This is a genomic window from Celeribacter sp., from assembly GCF_048266405.1.
Lineage (GTDB): Bacteria > Pseudomonadota > Alphaproteobacteria > Rhodobacterales > Rhodobacteraceae > Celeribacter.
The window spans coordinates 1-17,725 of sequence record NZ_JBLWZO010000025.1; the positions used below are offsets into that span (position 1 = coordinate 1).

A 17,725-nucleotide genomic window follows, 5' to 3' on the forward strand; every position below is an offset into this window, starting at 1 on the left:
TTGCGCGAAGCGCTTGCCAGTGTGGTCGAAGGCGGCACTGCCCGTCGCATTCGCGGCAGCTTCATGCAGGCAGATGGCGAAGCGTTGCGCATCGGCGGCAAGACCGGGACGGGTGACAACCGGATCCAGACCGTTGGCGCGGGCGGTCGGCTGATCAGCTCGCTGGCGCTGAATCGCACCGCAACCTTTGTGTTCTACCTCGGGCCGAATCACTTCGGCACGCTGACGGCCTACGTACCGGGGCGCGGGGCGGATAGCTTCCGCTTTACCTCTGCGCTACCGGTACAGGTGCTCAAGGGCATGGCGCCGATACTACAGCCCTACCTGCAGCCCGGAGCGCAGACACAATGCCAGCCGCTCGACGAGCCGCTGAAGCCGACGCTGACAGCGAGCACCGAGAAGAAGTCGTGAGCATGGCGGGTCGAGCGGTTGGGCACACCTGACCGCTTCGGCCCCTATTACAGATGGCCTTTGCCGATCAGCCGGTGCTCGGCGACACTCTTCCGCTTGGCGAACCTAATCTTGCAGGCCTCACGCCGAAGCGGTTTGCTGCACTGCCGGGTGGAAGGCGAGCGCGTTTTTGTCGCCGGGCATGCGGTCCTGTATTTACAGGGCACGATTGAGCTGTAGTTCCTAGGTGTGGAACAGAGGGTCACGCAGCGCCGCTATCGAGCCGGGCGCTAGAACGATTTCACGATCCGCCCGAGCAACTCCATCGCCTTTTCGCTGCGCTCGTCCCAGGGATGGCCGTAGTTCAGGCGTGCGCAATTGCGAAAGCGCCGGGTGGCCGAAAAGATCGGGCCCGGAGCGAGGCTGATGCCCTGCGCGAGCGCCAGCTGCAACAATTGCAGCGAATCGACTCCCTCGGGGAATTCGAACCAGAGAAAGTAACCGCCGCTGGGCCGTGTTACTCGCGTGCTGGCTGGGAAGTGACGCGCGGCGGAGGCGAGCATTTCGCCCTGTTGACGTTCCAGCGCATGACGCAATTTACGCAAGTGTCGGTCGTAGCCGCCGTTCTGCAGATAGTCAGCGATAGCCGCTTGGGCCGGCACCGAGGGCGAGATCGTCGTCATCAACTTGAGGCGGCTGATTTGTTCGGCGTAACGTCCGCCCGCCACCCAGCCGACCCGGTATCCCGGCGCCAGGCTTTTGGAAAACGAGCCGCAATGCATCACCCAGCCGTCACGGTCGTGGCTCTTGACCGGTTTCGGCGGCTCCTGGTTGAAGTACAGCTCGGCGTAGACGTCGTCTTCGATCAGCGGGACCTGATGGCGCTGCAACAGCGCATAGAGCTTCTCTTTGTTTGCCTCGGACATGCTCGCACCGAGCGGGTTCTGCAGGCTACTCATGAACCAGCAGGCCTTGATCGGCAGGCTGTCCAGACGGCTTTCCAGTGTGTCCAGGTCGATCCCGTCACGCGGATGCACCGGGATCTCCACGGCCTTGAGCTTGAGCCGCTCCAGCACCTGCAAGGTGGCGTAGAACGCAGGTGCTTCGATGGCGACCAGATCGCCCGGCTGGGTGACCACCTGTAAACAGAGGTTTAAAGCTTCCATGGCGCCGGTGGTGATTACCAGTTCGTCCAACGGCAGCATGACTCCGCTGACCATATAGCGCAGCGCGATCTGCCGGCGCAGGTCAGGGTGGCCGGTAGTCATCTCGGCGATCACTTCACGCCCCGGCATCTCGCGCACGGTGTGCGCCATTGAGCGCGCCAGGCGCTGCAGTGGGAACAGATCCGGGCTGGGGAAGGCGGAGCCGAACGGAACGGTGTCCGGATCGCGCAGCGAGGCGAGCACCGAGAACACCAGTTCGCTAACGTCGACATCGGTGGTTTCGCTCAAGCGTGGGCTGATCTCGGGCTCGGGAAGCAGGCGCCTGGCGTGCTCGCGAACAAAATAACCCGAGCGCGCCCGGGCTTGAATCAGACCGCGATCCTCGAGCAGGTAGTAAGCCTGGAAAACCGTGGAGGGGCTGACGCCATAGGTGCGGCTGGCATGGCGCACGGACGGCACCTTTTCACCTGGCGCCAGCACGCCGGAGCGGATCAGTTCGGCAATTTCGTCAGCGAATTTCTCGTAGCGCTTCATCTGCTTCTGCTTCAGCAAGGGGCAATATTGGTCTGCCGCGTGAGCGGGCTCGTGCGCGCTGCCACCATCCTACCGAACCCTTGGAGCAATGAAGGTGCTCGGGGCGGTTACCTGGCGTGCCGGGTCGCTTGCGTCGGTGACCGAGAAATGCACTGTTTCTTGCGCGTTCCCGTTATCGTCAACGAGCGCCACGCTGACCGGCACATCGACGATCTCACCTGCGGTGAGGCTGAGCTGATGCGGGCCGTGCAGCTCGTAGGGGCCTTCGCCCAAGGTGATCAGATAGTCGCGCGGCTGCTGGGTTTTGTTGATGATCTTCAGGCTATACATGTTTTCGATCTGGCCCTCGCTGTTTTCGCGGTAGAGGGTTCGGTCCTTGGTTACATCCAGGGATAACGTTGGTCGCGCTTCCAACGCCCAGACGAAGGCACCGATCATAACTACCAGCGCTCCGGCATAGCCGATCAGACGCGGTCGCAGCAGCCTGGTCTGGCCGCCCTCAAGCGCACGTTCGGAGGTATATCGAACCAGGCCTCGGGCGTAACCCATCTTGTCCATGACGCTGTCGCAGGCGTCGATACAGGCACCGCAACTCAGGCAGTCGAGTTGCAAACCGTCGCGGATATCGATGCCGGTGGGGCAGACCTGCACGCACAGCGTGCAGTCGATGCAGTCACCAAGACCCTCGGCTTGTGGATTGGCGTCTTTGCGTCGCGCGCCGCGTTGCTCACCCCGCGCGGCATCGTAGGACACCACCAGTGTGTCGGCATCGAACATCACGCTTTGAAACCGCGAATAGGGGCACATGTGCACACACACCTTTTCACGCAGCCAGCCGGCATTGATGTAGGTCGCGGCGGTGAAGAAGAACAGCCAGAACGCGGCGGTTCCGCCCAGCTGCAGACTGAACAGATCGATGACCAGTTCACGGACCGGAGTGAAGTAGCCGACGAAGGCAACCGCCGTGGCCAGGCTTACGGCCAGCCAGACGGCGTGCTTGGCAGCGCGTCGTGACAGCTTGCTGAATGACAGCGGGGCGGCGTCCAGCTTGATTCGCTGGCTGCGATCGCCCTCGGTGACTTTCTCAGCCCACATGAACAGCCAGGTCCAAGTGCTTTGCGGGCAGGCGTAGCCGCACCAGACTCGGCCGGCGAGCACGGTGATGAAGAACAAGCCGAAGGCGGCGATGATCAGCAACGCCGATAACAGGATGAAATCCTGCGGCCAGAATGTCGCCCCGAAGATATGGAATTGTTGTTTGTTCAGATCCCATAGCACCGCCTGGCGTCCGCCCCAGTTCAGCCACTGAGTGCCGAAATAGAGCAGGAACAAGATCCCGCCGCCGATCAGGCGCAGATTGCGGAACAGGCCGGTAAAACTGCGGGTGTGAATCGGCCCGCCCGCCTGTGCCGGCGTTAAGCGGATTGGCTTGTGTGGATCGACGGTGTCGATGATCGTTGCGGGGATGCGTTCGGTCATTGTGTCGCCCCTATCAGGCTAATCAGGCGGCGCTGATGATCCAGTTCGGGCCTCTCGCATAACAGACTCAGGTCTTTAGAAAAAATACGGATCAGATGATCAGGCCAGCTGGACGAGGCGCCCTGCAATCGATGAAATACGGGTGTATGGAGCATCTTTCCTGGCCATGACAGGTTCGTTGACGGGCCTGCGGAAATCTCCAGCGCGATCTGACTCGCGCGGCTGCGACACCAGGCCACAGCAGGAGCCAGCCATCTGATTCGTTTTTTTTCAACGAATCTGCACCTGTTTCGCCGCGGTGGTCGCGGGCGATAGTCTCCGGCTGTCACGCCGAGGCGTGCTGTCGGCGGCCGTTCCCGGCATGATTACCTATTCCGTTCCGCTGTATTAAAAGGATCCCTGATGATTCTCAAAGGCCTGACCTGGCTGGTCGTGCTGCAATTGCTCGGTAGCATCATCCACCTCTCGCTGCTGCCCGCACTGCCGGGCCCGATCATTGGCATGGTGTTGCTGTTTGCTCTGTTGTTGCTGCGGCGAGGCATTCCTGAATCCATCGAGAAGACCGCTGCGCTGCTGTTGCTGTATCTGCCGTTGCTGCTCATCGTGCCGGCGGCCGGGATCATGACCAGCAGCGATGCGCTGCTCGCCGACCTGCCTGCCATCGCGGCCGGGCTGGTCCTGGCGCTGGTGGTAACCGTGCCGTTCTGTGGTTGGCTGATGCAGACGCTAATTAGAAGAATGGATCGGCAGCGGGAGGACCAGGCATGAGCGGTATCGATTGGCGCAGTGTCTGGAGCATGACGCTGGATCACCCGCTGTTCTCCGTGGGGCTCACTCTGATTGCGTTTCAGCTGGCGCTGACGCTCTACCAGCGCAGCGGCTGGCTGGTGCTGCAGCCGGTGATGGTCGGCATGCTGCTGGTGGTCGGTACGCTGTACCTGTGCGGCATCGACTATGCGAGCTATCGGGCTGATGCGTCGATGATCGCCATCCTGGTCGGCCCTGCGACCGTCGCGTTGGCGGTGCCGTTGTACCGTCACATTCGCCGCATTCAGCAGCTGTTCTGGCCCATCCTGATTACGCTGGTGAGCGGCGGGGTGCTTGGCGTTGTTCTGACGCTGACCATCGCCGGTGCGTTAGGCGCGGACCTGACCGTCTTGATGAGCCTGTCGCCAAAGGCTGCAACCATGCCGATTGCCATGCTGGTGGCCGAGCAACTGGGTGGCCTGGCGTCGCTGGCGGCGGTCTTCGTCATGTTGACGGGTGTGATCGGCACGGCGCTGGGTCCGCTGTTACTGGGTTGGGCCGGGGTCGACCACCCGGCGGCACGGGGCTTGAGCTACGGCATCAACGCCCATGCCATCGGCACGGCGCGGGCGCTGGAGGAGGGCGACGAGTGTGGTGCGTTTTCGGCGCTGGGCATGAGTTTGCTGGGTATCCTGATCGCACTGTTCTTGCCGCTGGCGCTGGGTTGATCGCTGCCGCCGGTCAGGCCTGGCTGGTACAGGCAGTCTCTGTGCGCGGTGTGCGGGTCGCGAACCAGCAGAGTGTTGAGCCCAAGCACACCATGGCTGCGCCCTGCCAGAACGACAGCGGCAGAGGCTCGCGCAGAATCATGGCTGCCAGCGCGGCGGACAGGACCGGAATGAAATAGGACGCGCCGGCGAGGACGGTGACATTGCCGTGCAGGATGCCAACGTTCCACGCTGCATAACCAAAGCCCATCGCCGATGCCGCAAGCCCGAGGTAAACCAGCGCATGCAGGTCGAATTGCATCGGTGCACCACCGACGACCAGATAGTTCGTCCACAGTGTCAGCGCGGTCAGCATGAAGAACAGGGTGATACCATTCTTGCCGTTCGCAATCCGCGTCGTCACGGTGCAATAGGCCGCCCAGATCAGCGCGCCTGTGAATGCCAGCCCGTAGCTGAGCGGGTTGTCGCGAACGTTGGAGATCATGCCCTGCAGATCCAGCCCCTGATCGCCGCCGAGCACCCAGCAAATGCCGAGGATGGCAATCACGAAGCCCGGCACGATCAATAGGTTTGCGGGCTGTCGGTTGAATATGATCGCGCACAGAATCGTCAGCGCCGGCCACAGGTAGTTGACCATGCCGACTTCGATCGCCTGGCGGCTGTTGTTGGCGTAGCCGATGGACAGGGCCAGACACAACTCATATGACACGAACAACAGGCTGCCCCACACGAGATAACGTCGTGGAAACTGGCGCAGCCTTGGAAAGCCGACGGTGAACAACAGGAGCACCGCAGCGACGCTGTAAATCATTGCGGCGCCGCCGGTCGCTCCGAGCGCCTCGCTGACGCCTCGGATCAAGCCGACGATAGACGCCCACAGGACGATCGCGATGAGCCCAATTAGCGTTGCTTTGCGCTGGTTTTTCATGCCGCCCTGCTCGTTGAATTAGAGATGGATGATGCAAGAAGGGCCCCACCGGCTGCGCCCGACTTCGCTTGGGCACATCAGGCAGGGCCCGTCTTGTTGTGTCAGGCGTCGCCGGAGACGTCTATCCAGATGGTCTTCAACTCGGTGTACTGGTCATGCGCCCAAATCGACTTGTCGCGCCCACCGAATCCGGACTCACCGTAGCCGCCGAACGGCGTGGTGATGTCGCCCTCGCCGAAGCAGTTCACCGTGACAACACCCGCCCGAATGTCCCGCGACAGCCGGAAGGCGTGCTTCAGGCTGCTGGTGTAAACCGATGCGGCCAGGCCATAGACCGTGTCGTTAGCCAGCGCGATGGCTTCGTCGAGGCTATTGAACGTCGTAACCGTCAGGACCGGTCCGAAGATTTCTTCCTTGAACAGCATGCTGTCGCGGCCGACGTCATCGACCACAGTTGGCTGGATGAACGCCCCTTCCGCCGTGTCGCCGCCAAACGCCACGTTCAGTTCTTCGCGCGCGGCTTGCTCGATGTAGGAGCGAACCTTGTTGAAGTGAGCTTCGCTGACCATCGCGCCCAGCCGATTCTGCGGGTCGAGCGGGTTGCCCATCTTCCACTCGCGCATGTGAAGACCGACGCGCTCCAGCAAGGCATCCTTGATGTCCGCATGGACGATCAGGCGCGACGATGCCGAGCAGTTCTCACCCATGTTCCAGAAGGCACCATTGACGATGTGCTGGGCGACCTGATCGATATCCTCAACGTCCTTCATCACCACAGCTGGGTTCTTTCCGCCGCACTCGAGAACAACACGCTTGAGGTTCGAGTCGGCCGCGTACTTGAGGAACAGGCGCCCGGTGTCGGTGGAGCCGGTGAAGCTGACCATGGAAACGTCCATGTGCATGCCGAGCGGTTCACCGACGTCCTTGCCACCGCCGGGCAGAACGTTGAACACCCCAGCCGGCACGCCTGCCTGGTAAGCCAGTTCGGCCACGCGCAGCGCGGTCAAGGTCGTTTCCTTGGCCGGCTTGACTACAATCGAACAGCCTGCCGCCAGAGACGGACCGATTTTCCAAGCCAGCATCAACAGCGGGAAGTTCCAGGGCAGAACCAGCCCCACCACGCCGATGGCCTCACGCACGACCAGCGCGACCGTGTCGGAGCCGACAGGTGCTGTGTTGTCGTAGATCTTGTCGATCAATTCCGCGTGCCACCGAATCGTGTGGATCGATTCGGGAATGTCGGTGTTCTGGCACTCGCGGATCGGCTTGCCGCTGTCCAGACTTTCCATGACCGCCAGCTCGTGCGCGTGCTCCTCCAGCAAATCTGCGAAGCGCAGGAGGATCGTCTTGCGTGCACCTGGCGCGAGGCGATGCCAGCGCCCATCGGCGTAGGCGGCCTTGGCCTTGGCCACGGCGATGTCCACGTCACGCGAATCGCAGGCAGTGATCTCGGTCAGCACCTGGCCGGTGGCCGGGTTGCGTGTCGCGAACGAGCGGCCCGACACCGACGGCACAAAGGCGCCGTCAATGAATGCCTGCGTGGGCAGCGTGATCCGTTGTGCGAGCGCTGCGTATTCTGGCGCCGTCAGGAGCTCGGCCATCAGGCGTTACCTCCGACGATGCCGGCCACTTCAGCCTTCAGTGCACTGACGACCTTTTTCAATTGCTGCCGCTCATTTTCATCGAGACCTTGCAGCGGTGCGCGGACGCCACCCGAACGCAGGCCAGCCAGCTCGCAACCGTACTTGATGGACTGAACGAACTTGCCGCACTCCAGGAAATCCATCAGTGGCATCATCGCTGACATGATCCGGCGACCCTTGGCGAAATCCTTCTCGACGACGCACGCCTCGTAGAGCGCCACATGCTCGCGCGGAATGAAGTTCGAGCCCGCACACACCCAGCTCTGGGCGCCCCAGGCAAAGAACTCCAGCGCCTGATCGTCCCAGCCGCAGGACACCTGCAGGTTCGGATATTCACGGGCCAACATGTGCAGCTGGCCCATCTCCCCGGAGCTCTCCTTGATGGCGACGAAGTTCTGCGAAGCAGCCAGGACAGTGTCGAAGAACTCGCGGCCCATCGAGACGCTCATCCGGCCGGGATAGTTGTACAGCATGATCGGTAGACCGGCGGCTTCGTCGACGGCGAGCGCGTGGGCGGCGTTCTCCGCCTGGGTTGGCAAGGCGTAGGGCGGCGAGCCGACCAGAATGGCGTCCGCTTTGATGGCCTTGGCGGCCTTGGCGAATTCCACCGAATCCTCGGTGCGCACTGCCCCGGTGCCGATAATGAGCGGCAGGCGGTTGCCGATGACTTCCTTGGCCAAGGTTCCGAGATCGAAACGCTCTTGCGCCGTCTGTGCGTAGTACTCGCCGGTCGAGCCGCCGATGATGATGCCGTGTACCTTGGCCTCGATCAGGGACTCCAGGACATCGGCAAAGGCCGCGCTGTCGATCTGGCCGTCAGTGTTCAAGGGGGTGATGGCGGGGGTGTAGATGCCTTCGAATGTCATTGCAGTATCTTCCGCTAATGGGGTTTCGGTGGTGCGTGCTGCCTCGGTGCGGGCAGCACGCCAGTGGGGTTCAGCGGCTCAGCGAGGCTGCTTCCTGCAGGCTCAGCGAGCGGGTCTCCGGCGCCAGTGCCAGGGAGAAGATCAGGCCGACCATGGTCACGGCGGCAGCGGCGTACATCGTGTTTGCAATACCGATGCTTTCCAGCGAGATTGGCACCAGCCAAGTGCCCGCCGCCGCGCCGATACGGGACAGCGAGGCGCCCATGCCGACCGCGGCAGAACGGATTTCGGTGGGGAACAGCTCGTTTGGATAGACGAGTTGCAGCACCTGCGCGCCGCCGATCAATACCGCGTACGCGCCGAACAGGATCAGCACCAGCACTTCCGATCCATGGGAGAAGTAACCCAGGCCGAGCAGCGCGATACCGGACCAGAGGAAGCTGTGAATCACCATGCTCCGCCGACCCATGGCGTTGATCAGGCGGGTGGCGAGCACGCAACCGACCACGAACATCAGGGTGATGATTACCGAGCCGTAGGATGCCCAGTCGCCTTTCAGATCCAGCGCTTCGAGCACCTTGGGTGCAAACGAGTAGACGGCGAATACCGGGATCACCGAGCAACTCCAGAACACCGCGACGAACAGCATCCGCTTGCCATAGCCTGAGTGCAGCAGGTCGAGCAGCGACGCCTTGGTTTCGGTGGGTTGCTCGGGCAGGTTACGCAGCGAGAACGTGGGACCGTAGACCTTCTTGATGACCTGTTCGGCCTCGGCAAGGCGGCCCTTGCTCAGCAGCCAGCGCGGCGATTCAGGGGTGCCGATGCGCACCAGGAGCAGCAGTACACCTAATGCTGCTGGGCTGGCCAGTACCCAGCGCCACGCGTCCGGGCTGCCGGCTTCGAGGATGAGGTTGCCGACGATGTAGGCCAGCGCGGCGCCCGCGAACCAGAGAATTGTCAGCATCGCCAGGCGCGGCCCGCGGTTTTTCTTGGGCATGAATTCCACCAGCAGCGAGCCGGCGACCGGGTATTCGAAGCCCACCCCGATGCCGATCAGAAATCGGCAGATAAACAGGACCAACCCAGACTCGGCCCAGAACTGAGCGAGGGAGCAGGTAACGAAAATGATCGGGCCAACGAAGAACAGCTTTTTGCGCCCCATGCTGTTCGTGAGCACGCCACCGAGGAAGCCCCCGAAGAAGATCCCGATTAGTGCGGACGCTGCGATCATGCCTTGCCAAAAACTACTCAGACCGAGGTCGTTCGAGAATTGCACCATGGCCACGCCGATGATGCTCAATATATAACCGTCCATAACCCAGCCGCCCCCCGAGCGAATGCTGAGTAACTGATGAAACCAATTCAACGGTGCGTCTTCGATAGATATATTTGTTGTCATTGTTATTTCTCCGGTTCGTATGCACGAAGTGCAACTGGATCAGGTGCCGTTTAATGGCAATAACTTGAAAAGTTCGGGCTGGTTGTTCCTCTTTATTCAAACGTGATAACGAATTAAACGGCGCCTGACCTCTTAGGCCTCCATGCCCGCGCGGCGTTGGCCCCAAAGCAGGTTCGCGTTGACGCCGACCGACAGGAATGGCTGCGGCGGATTGCGGTTGGGTCCGGGTGAGGCCAGAAGGAAATCGATCAGCTCGTTGCGCTGGCCGGTCAGCCAGTCAGCCAGCAGCGCGCCTGTCACCGTGCCGCGGGTGACACCCAGACCGTTGCAGCACAGGGCGCCATACACGTTGGGAGCGAGTTCTCCGAAATAGCCCTGGTGATTTCGTGCGATGGCCAGAGAGCCGCCCCAGGTGTAATCGAATGCCACGTCTGGGAGCATCGGGAAACGCCGTTCGAAGGATTCGCGATGGCGGCTGACGAATCGCTCCAGATACTTAGGGTTGCTTCGCCCATCGGGGTTGTAGCTGAAGCTGTTCCTGACCAGGATGCGGTTGTCATGGGTTCGCCGCAGCGTTGTGCCAAAGGGGTCCGCAGGGATCAGGCCCCAGAATTCCTTGCCGCCCAGGCGTGCTTGCTCGTCGGCCGTGAGTGGCCGCGTCAGGCTGGCGTAGGTAAAGATCGGCAACATCGTGCCTTGCAGGAAGCCGAAGCGTGCTCCGAAAGCGTTGTTGGTGAGTAACAGCTTATCGGCGACGATGCGCCCGCTGCGGTGCGTGAGCACCGTTTTCTCACCGTATTGCACGTCGGTGATCGCGGTGTGCTCGTAGAGCGTCACGTTCGCTGGCAGGCTGTCGGCCAGCCCTTTGACCAGTGCTGCAGGCTGGATCAAGGCCGTGCCAGGGGTGAACAGCGCCTGGCGGTAAAACGCGGTGCCGATGTGCCCCGGCAGATCTTCACCGCGGATCATTTCGTAGGGTTGGCCAAGCTTGTCCAGGCCCCGACGATAGGCTTCGAGCACAGCGACGCCGCGGTCCTCGACAGCCGCCTGGTATTTGCCGGAAGGGCGCAGGTGGCAGTCGATTCGATGCTGCTCGACGAGCGTCTTCAGCATTGTCTGGCCGGTCAGATTCAGCTTGAGGCTGATATTGGCCGTGTCGAGATCGCCAATGTAGTCGTCCGCACCGATGTCATGTGGCAGGTCGATCGCAAAGCCAGCGTTTCGCCCGGAGCTGCCGAAGCCGACTTCCTGCGCTTCGATCAATACGATTTCTTCGTCTGGAAAGTTCAAGGCCAGTTGCCGGGCAGCGGCGAGGCCGGTAAATCCTGCGCCGACAATTACCCAGCGCGCGTTTTTATTACCGACATGATGAGGCTTGGGCTTGCGAGGTTGGCTAAGATGAAACCAGCCGCAAGTAACGTCATCCGCAGGAAGCGAAGTTACTTTTGTCATCTCGAAGTTTCCGATTTATTGTTTTTGATGCCCCGAAGTTTAAAAACCGGTCCGATGGGCCACAATCGACCTTTTCTGCAAACAATGGATAACCTGACGTTATGAGCGAACACGCCGCTGCCGATCAGATGCTGCTCAAAATGCCGTCGCTTCGCGCCGTGAAGTGCTTCGTGGCGGCGGCGCGGCACCAGAGCTTCACACGTGCGGCCGAGGCGCTTTGCGTCACCCAAGCTGCTATCAGCCGTCAGATTCGTGAGCTTGAGGAGTACATGGGCACCGCATTGTTCGAACGAACCGGCCGGTCCGTAAAACTCACGGCAGCCGGTTCGATTTTCTTCGACGCTGCGCACCTTTCGTTCATCAATATCGCCCAGGCGGCCGCGCGCGTGCGCAAGGACTACGGCAGCAACGCCAGGCGCACCCTGACGCTTTGTTGCTCGCCGGCGTTCTCGGCGTTGTGGATGTCACACCGGCTTCCGAGCTTTTTCGCTGGCAATCCGGACATCGATCTCGACTTGATTACCACCAACAATTTCCAGTCGATGGAACCCGGCATCCATCCGGACATTTTCATCACCAAGCTGGCACGCATGCGCGACGGCTACGTCAGTCGGCCGCTGTTTCATGACCGGATCTACCCGGTCTGCACGCCCCGCTATCTCGATGCTCATCCGCAGGTGCGTTCGCTCGAAGGCATCCGCGACGGGATCCTGCTAAACCTCAGCCCTTACGGGCGTTCACAGGTCGCCGAGCATGTCGACTGGAGCGTCTGGCTCGCCATCCACCAGCTCGATCTCGAAGACAGGCCAGCGTCCAGCGCGCACTTTTTCAACGTCAACGACTACAACCTGCTGATCCAGATGGTGCTGAACGATCAGGGGGTCGCGTTGGGCTGGGATCATCTGGTGGCCCCGCTTGTTAGCCAGGGCCGGCTTGTACGGCCCGTCGAGCAGGAAATGGTGCTGGAAGAGACCCGTCACTTCTTTGCCTACCGTGAAGACAAGTCTGACGATGACGCCTTGGCCCGTTTCCGAGACTGGTTCCTGGCGCAGATGACGAATTAGCCCTCCGCTCGCCCGAACGGGGCGAGCGACGCGGGCGTGAGTCTTCGCTGCCTGCTAGCGAGCCTCTTGGCCAATTGCAGCTAGGCTTAGGGATCTCAATAGCAGGGGTGGCGCCATGTTCGAGCGGTTTGAGCGGGACGAATGCCAAGTCGACGGCGTGCGGATCAACTATCGCAAGGGCGGCACCGGTCCGCCGCTGCTCCTGCTGCATGGCTACCCGCAAACCCATGTGATCTGGCATCGCATGGCCGACCAGCTGGCGGAGCGTTTCACCGTGGTCGCCGCCGATTTGCGAGGCTACGGCGACAGCAGCAAACCGGACGGTGGCGACAACCATGTCGCCTACAGCAAACGCGAGATGGCGCGCGACCAGGTCGAGCTGATGCGTCGCCTGGGCTTCGAGCGCTTCGATATCCTCGCGCATGATCGCGGCGCACGGGTCAGCCATCGCCTGGCCATGGATCACCCAGCGGCAGTTCGGCGGCTGATCCTGCTGGACATTGCGCCGACACTGGCGATGTACAACCAGACCGATGAGACCTTCGCCCGCGCCTATTGGCACTGGTTCTTCCTGATCCGCCCGGCGCCGCTGCCCGAGACGCTACTGGCGGCCGATCCCGAACTGATCCTGCGCACCGCCGTGGCGACGCGCGCCGATCACGTGCATCCGTTCAGTGAAGCAGCGTTCGCCGAGTACCTGCGCTGCATGAAGCTGCCCGGCACCATTCACGCATTTTGCGAGGATTACCGCGCCAGCGCGGGTATCGATCTTGAGCATGATCGCGAAGATCGCACAGCGGGTCGGATGATCGAGGCGCCGTTACTTGTGCTGTGGGGAGCCAAGGGTGTGGTTGAGCGTTGCTTCGACCCGCTCGAGGAGTGGCGGCGCGTTGCGACTGACGTGCAGGGTAAGGCGTTGCCGTGCGGTCACTATCTACCCGAAGAGGTGCCGGAACTGTTGTTAAGCGAAGTGCTGGCATTCCTCGATTGAGCTGCAAGGGAGGTCCTATCGAATTTGTCGATTGGATCGTGCTGAACAATCCAACCATGCCGCTCCCGATCCAACGGATGATGGTGCCGTTCGACGATAGCTGGCTACCGAGGCGATGAAGCCAATCAGGTGCCAAACCGAAACTCAACCCAGAGAGAGGAAACTGAAATGGCGAAGATTCTCGTGCTGTACCACTCAATGTATGGCCACATCGAAACTATGGCCAACGCGGTTGCTGAAGGCGCACGTCGGGTCGATGGTGCCGAGGTTACGGTCAAGCGCGTGCCGGAAACCATGCCGCAGGACGCGTTCAAGAATGCCGGCGGCAAGGTCGATCAGCAGGCACCGATCGCCAGCCCGACGGAGCTGGCCGACTACGATGCGATCATCTTTGGCACGCCGACCCGCTTCGGCAACATGTCGAGCCAGATGCGCACCTTCCTCGACCAGACCGGTGGCCTCTGGGCCAAGGGCGCGCTGCATGGCAAGGTCGCCAGCGTATTTACCTCGACCGGCACCGGCGGCGGCCAGGAAATGACGATCACGTCCACCTGGACCACGCTGGCCCACCACGGAATGATCATCGTGCCGACCGGCTATGGCATCGGCGAGTTCTTCGATATTTCCGAAGTGAATGGCGGAACGCCTTACGGCGCCTCGACCATCGCGGGTGGTGATGGCTCGCGTCAGCCTTCGAACAAGGAGCTGACCATTGCCCGCTACCAGGGCGAGCTAGTGGCTCAGACCACGGTGAAGCTGAAAGGCTGACCCACTGCCCATGGTGCCGAGGCGGCTTGGCTCGCCCGGCACTCGGCGGCCCGCAATCAATCGTTGCGCAGCAGCCCGTACATAAGCTCGTCGACATAATCGGAGTTGCTGGCACGTTTGTAGGCTGCCCGCTGGGTACCCTCGTGGACAAAGCCCAGGCGTTCATAAAACGCGATGGCACGGGGGTTGTCCGCCTCAACTGTCAGCTCGATCCGGGTGATGCCCGCTTGCCACAGCCGCGAGATCGCGTCCTGCATCATCGCAACGGCGACACCCTGACCTTGCGCTTCCGGCGCCACGGCCAAGGTTCCCAGGTAGGCTACATGGGCGGTGCGCCCGACATGCCGCTGTGCCTGGTAGAAGCCCATCACTTCGCCATCGACCTCGTACAGGTAGAAACAGCCGCTCTCGAACAGCGGATCGAACACCTTGCTGAAAGCCGCGCGTGGCATCGGCTCGAAGCCGAGGAAAGGCACCACCCGTTCGTGCATGTAGATGTCGTAGACGCGATTGAAGTCGGCAGGGACAGCCAGTCGGCGCATGTCTGTTCTCCTAGGGCAGCGGCGCGAACAGCGCTTCGATATCTCCGGGTTCCAGTTGCCAGCCGCCGCTGTCACCGGCATCCAGCACGCCTGCCGCGAGGTCGGCTTTGCGTTGCTGCAATTGCTGAATCTTCTCTTCCACGGTGGCCCGGGCGATCAGCTTGTAGACGAACACCGGCTTGTCCTGGCCGATGCGGTGGGCGCGGTCGGTGGCCTGGTTTTCCGCGGCCGGGTTCCACCAGGGATCGTAATGAATCACGGTGTCCGCTGCGGTCAGGTTCAGCCCTGTGCCACCGGCTTTGAGGCTGATCAGAAACAGCGGGACTTCTCCGTTCTGGAACTGCTCAACGGGGGTGCGCCGGTCCTTGGTTTCGCCGGTGATCTGAACGTAGTCGATGGTGCGGCTCTGCAACTCTTGTTCAATCAACGCGAGCATCGAGGTGAACTGTGAAAACAACAGGATTCGCCGGCCTTCGGCGAGCAGTTCGGTCAGCATCTCCATTAGGCTGTCGAGTTTGCCGGATGTGCCGCCACGGACTGGCCGGGCTGCTTCGCCCTTGACCAGGCGCAGGTCGCAGCAGACCTGACGCAGTTTGAGCAGCGCGTCGAGAATGACGATCTGGCTGCGCGCCAGGCCTTTGCGGTCGATCTCCTCGCGGACCTTGCTGTCCATGGCCAGTCGTACGGTTTCATAGAGGTCACGCTGAGCCGGGCTGAGTTCGATCCAGTGCAGGATCTCGGTTTTCGGCGGCAGCTCCTGAGCGACCTGTTCTTTACGGCGCCTGAGCAGGAAGGGTTTTATCCGCTTGGTGAGATGTTCCAGCCGATCGGCGTCGCCGTGTTTCTCGATGGGCGTGCGGTAGTCCCGGTTGAATTGCTTGGTATCACCCAGCCAGCCGGGCATGAGGAAATGAAACAGCGACCAGAGCTCGCCTAGATGATTTTCCAGCGGCGTTCCGGTGAGGCAGAGGCGCTGGCGGGCATCCAGCCGTCCGGCAGCTTGCGCCGCCTTGCTGCTGGCATTCTTGATGTTCTGAGCCTCATCGAGCACCAGCACATGCAGCGGGACTTCTGCGAGCAGGTCGATATCTCGGGGCAACAGTGCGTAGGTGGTGAGCAGCAGATCGTAGTCGCCCAGGTGCTGGAAGAGCTGTCGGCGCGTCGTCCCGTGCAGGGTCGCAACGCTCAGCGATGGCGCAAAACGGGCCGCTTCATCCTGCCAATTGGGGATGAGCGTGGTGGGCATCACCACGAGCGAGGGCCGGTCCAGCTTGCCGGCTTGCTTCTCCAGCAACAGGTGGGCGAGTGTCTGCAAGGTTTTACCCAGGCCCATGTCGTCGCCCAGAATGCCGCCGACTTCCAGGGTCCGTAACGTTTGCATCCAGCGCACACCGTCCAGCTGGTAGGGGCGCAACGTTGCGTTCAAACCCTGCAGAGGGCGGATGTCTTCTTCGCGGTAATCGCGAAGTCGCTGGGCGAAATTCCGCAGGTACTCGCCGCCATTCCATTGCAAGGGCAGCGAATCCAGCTCTGCCAGCCGGGCTGCATCGGATCGCTCCAATCGCAGGTGTTCGCCGCTTGGCTGTTCCTGCAGATAAAGCTCGGAAAGTGTCGCAAGGATGGGCTTCAAACGACCAAATGGCAGCAATACCTGTAACGGCTGCTCATCATCGTTACGGCGTCGGTCAAGTTGTACCCGCAGGGTCTCGTCGTCGCTGCGTTGCGCCAGCGCGTGTGCTGAAAGTAGGGCCGGGTTGCGTCTGATCAGGCTGAGCAGCACCGGCAACAGACTGATCCGCTCGCCTTCGACGATGATGCCCAGTTCCAGGTCGAACCAGCTGTGCTCGGGTGGCTCGTCGACCTCGGCGTACCAGGCATCAATCGGCGTCAGGTCATAGGCGAATCCGGGCTGCATGACGACCTGCCAGCCTTGCTCGCGAAGCGGGGCGAGCTGGATTTGCGTGAAGTTCAGCCAGGCCGCCTCGTTCGGCAGCTCGAACATCTCTGCCGAGTCCTTGGGAAGCGCCAGGCTCTGACGCAGGGCAGGTCGGAAACCCAGTTGCTGCAACAGCTGGCGCAGCGACTGTTCCGCGTCTGGCTGGCGCGCGATGCTCAACACGCGGGCGCCTTCGGTCTGGCGTACGCGCTGGCCTGGCTTGGCTTTGCCGTGAACCTGGGTGCGGCCATAGAGGAAGCTCAGCCCGGCACGGTGCTGGTGCTCGCTGACCATTCGCCCGCTGCTGGGCTGATAGTTGACCGCCTGATGACTGCCGAGGCTTAAGTGGGGCAGGGGGAGCAGGTCATCAACCCGGTGTTCTTCAGGCTTGGCGGGGGCCGGCAGCTGGGGGGCGATTTCATGCAGCGTCAGGCTGAACAGGGCGGCCTGGGCGGACGGCACCGCAGGTGCATCGAGAAGGTGGCGGGCCAGTGATGTCGGCAGGCCGTGCTCGACCAAGCCCAGTTCGTTCCGAGTCCTGTCGATGTAGTACAGCGGGTCTACTGCCGTAATCAGCTCGCCGTCGGTGTCGGCCATGTCCAGGCCAGGCTTGAAGCTGCCATCGGATTGCTCGTTCCAGCTGAAGCGTGCCTGGCGGGTTCTTCCGGGCTGCAGAGGGGGCTGATCCCAACTGAGAAAGGCGCGACCGGTCTGGAGAATCAGGCGCAGGATTTCGCCGCCGTTTTCGCCGTTCGGGTTGAACCCGTTACCTGACGTGCGGCCCAGCGTAGCCAGTGCAGCAATGCGTAGATCCAGCGGTTGCATGAAGCTTGGCTGGCGAAAGCCGGCTTCACGCAGGCCGTAGTAGGGCTGTCGCTCGCCCCAGGTGCCGTCTTTGTGTTGGCGCGCTTTGTGGACCTCTATGGAGAAGTCAGGGCATAACAAATAGTGCAGGCACCAGCCTTGGCCGGCTTGGAGGTTGTCGCCCAACGCCTGGGGGAGCTGCGATAGCCACTGTTCCAGCCGGTCAGGGAAGCGCTCACCGGACTGCTCGCTCTGCTTGGCGGGCAAGCGCTCGGCTTGCGCTTCGAG

Annotated in this window: 15 protein-coding genes; 6 read left to right on the forward strand and 9 right to left on the reverse strand. The window is 61.8% G+C overall.

Annotation, left to right across the window (positions count from 1 at the left end):
* A partial coding sequence (locus ACN0TS_RS18375) for a hypothetical protein (RefSeq protein WP_417260784.1) occupies positions 1-411 on the forward strand: 411 nt, incomplete at its 5' end.
* 269 nt (positions 412-680) lie between these two features.
* Here ACN0TS_RS18375 and mapR read toward each other — a convergent pair.
* Positions 681-2,090 (reverse strand): GntR family transcriptional regulator MpaR, encoded by a 1,410-nt coding sequence (gene mapR / locus ACN0TS_RS18380; protein WP_417260785.1) that lies wholly within the window; start codon positions 2,088-2,090, stop codon positions 681-683.
* A 69-nt stretch (positions 2,091-2,159) separates the two neighbouring features.
* A complete protein-coding gene (gene ccoG / locus ACN0TS_RS18385; protein WP_417260786.1) occupies positions 2,160-3,569 on the reverse strand; it encodes a cytochrome c oxidase accessory protein CcoG in 1,410 nt (469 codons plus the stop codon).
* 402 nt (positions 3,570-3,971) lie between these two features.
* On the opposite strand from ccoG, the gene ACN0TS_RS18390 reads away from it, so the two are divergent.
* Both ACN0TS_RS18390 and ACN0TS_RS18395 read left to right on the forward strand, forming a co-directional pair.
* Positions 3,972-4,337: a CidA/LrgA family protein gene (locus ACN0TS_RS18390; RefSeq protein ID WP_019342441.1), complete on the forward strand. Its 366-nt coding sequence runs from the start codon at positions 3,972-3,974 to the stop codon at positions 4,335-4,337.
* Positions 4,334-5,044 (forward strand): LrgB family protein, encoded by a 711-nt coding sequence (locus tag ACN0TS_RS18395; protein WP_417260787.1) that lies wholly within the window; start codon positions 4,334-4,336, stop codon positions 5,042-5,044. Before ACN0TS_RS18390 ends, ACN0TS_RS18395 begins: the two co-directional genes overlap by 4 nt.
* A gap of 13 nt (positions 5,045-5,057) precedes the next feature.
* Here ACN0TS_RS18395 and yddG read toward each other — a convergent pair whose 3' ends face one another.
* From yddG to ACN0TS_RS18420, 5 genes are all read right to left on the reverse strand, one after another.
* Entirely contained in the window at positions 5,058-5,972 is a 915-nt protein-coding gene (gene yddG / locus ACN0TS_RS18400; protein ID WP_417260788.1) for an aromatic amino acid DMT transporter YddG, read from the reverse strand.
* A gap of 101 nt (positions 5,973-6,073) precedes the next feature.
* Positions 6,074-7,573, reverse strand: coding sequence for an aldehyde dehydrogenase (locus tag ACN0TS_RS18405; RefSeq protein WP_417260789.1), 1,500 nt, complete (start codon positions 7,571-7,573; stop codon positions 6,074-6,076).
* On the reverse strand, positions 7,573-8,481 hold the full coding sequence (locus ACN0TS_RS18410) for a dihydrodipicolinate synthase family protein (protein WP_417260790.1): 909 nt from the start codon (positions 8,479-8,481) through the stop codon (positions 7,573-7,575). Before ACN0TS_RS18410 ends, ACN0TS_RS18405 begins: the two co-directional genes overlap by 1 nt.
* Positions 8,482-8,551: 70 nt before the next feature.
* A complete protein-coding gene (locus ACN0TS_RS18415) occupies positions 8,552-9,781 on the reverse strand; it encodes an MFS transporter (RefSeq protein WP_417260791.1) in 1,230 nt (409 codons plus the stop codon).
* 231 nt (positions 9,782-10,012) lie between these two features.
* Complete coding sequence (locus ACN0TS_RS18420; RefSeq protein ID WP_417260792.1) at positions 10,013-11,332, reverse strand: NAD(P)/FAD-dependent oxidoreductase; 1,320 nt, start codon at positions 11,330-11,332, stop codon at positions 10,013-10,015.
* 101 nt (positions 11,333-11,433) lie between these two features.
* Here ACN0TS_RS18420 and ACN0TS_RS18425 point away from each other — a divergent pair, with 101 nt between their 5' ends.
* The 3 genes from ACN0TS_RS18425 (at position 11,434) to wrbA (ending at position 14,155) form a co-directional block, all read left to right on the forward strand.
* Positions 11,434-12,396, forward strand: coding sequence for a LysR substrate-binding domain-containing protein (locus ACN0TS_RS18425; protein ID WP_417260793.1), 963 nt, complete (start codon positions 11,434-11,436; stop codon positions 12,394-12,396).
* A 115-nt stretch (positions 12,397-12,511) separates the two neighbouring features.
* The gene (locus tag ACN0TS_RS18430; RefSeq protein WP_417260794.1) at positions 12,512-13,387 is read left to right on the forward strand and encodes an alpha/beta fold hydrolase; all 876 of its coding nucleotides are present in this window, start codon (positions 12,512-12,514) and stop codon (positions 13,385-13,387) included.
* Positions 13,388-13,555: 168 nt separating this feature from the next.
* On the forward strand, positions 13,556-14,155 hold the full coding sequence (wrbA, locus tag ACN0TS_RS18435; protein WP_417260795.1) for an NAD(P)H:quinone oxidoreductase: 600 nt from the start codon (positions 13,556-13,558) through the stop codon (positions 14,153-14,155).
* Positions 14,156-14,211: 56 nt separating this feature from the next.
* On the opposite strand, the gene ACN0TS_RS18440 is transcribed toward wrbA, so the two are convergent.
* Complete coding sequence (locus ACN0TS_RS18440) at positions 14,212-14,697, reverse strand: GNAT family N-acetyltransferase (protein WP_417260796.1); 486 nt, start codon at positions 14,695-14,697, stop codon at positions 14,212-14,214.
* 10 nt (positions 14,698-14,707) lie between these two features.
* A partial coding sequence (locus ACN0TS_RS18445) for a DEAD/DEAH box helicase (RefSeq protein WP_417260797.1) occupies positions 14,708-17,725 on the reverse strand: 3,018 nt, incomplete at its 5' end.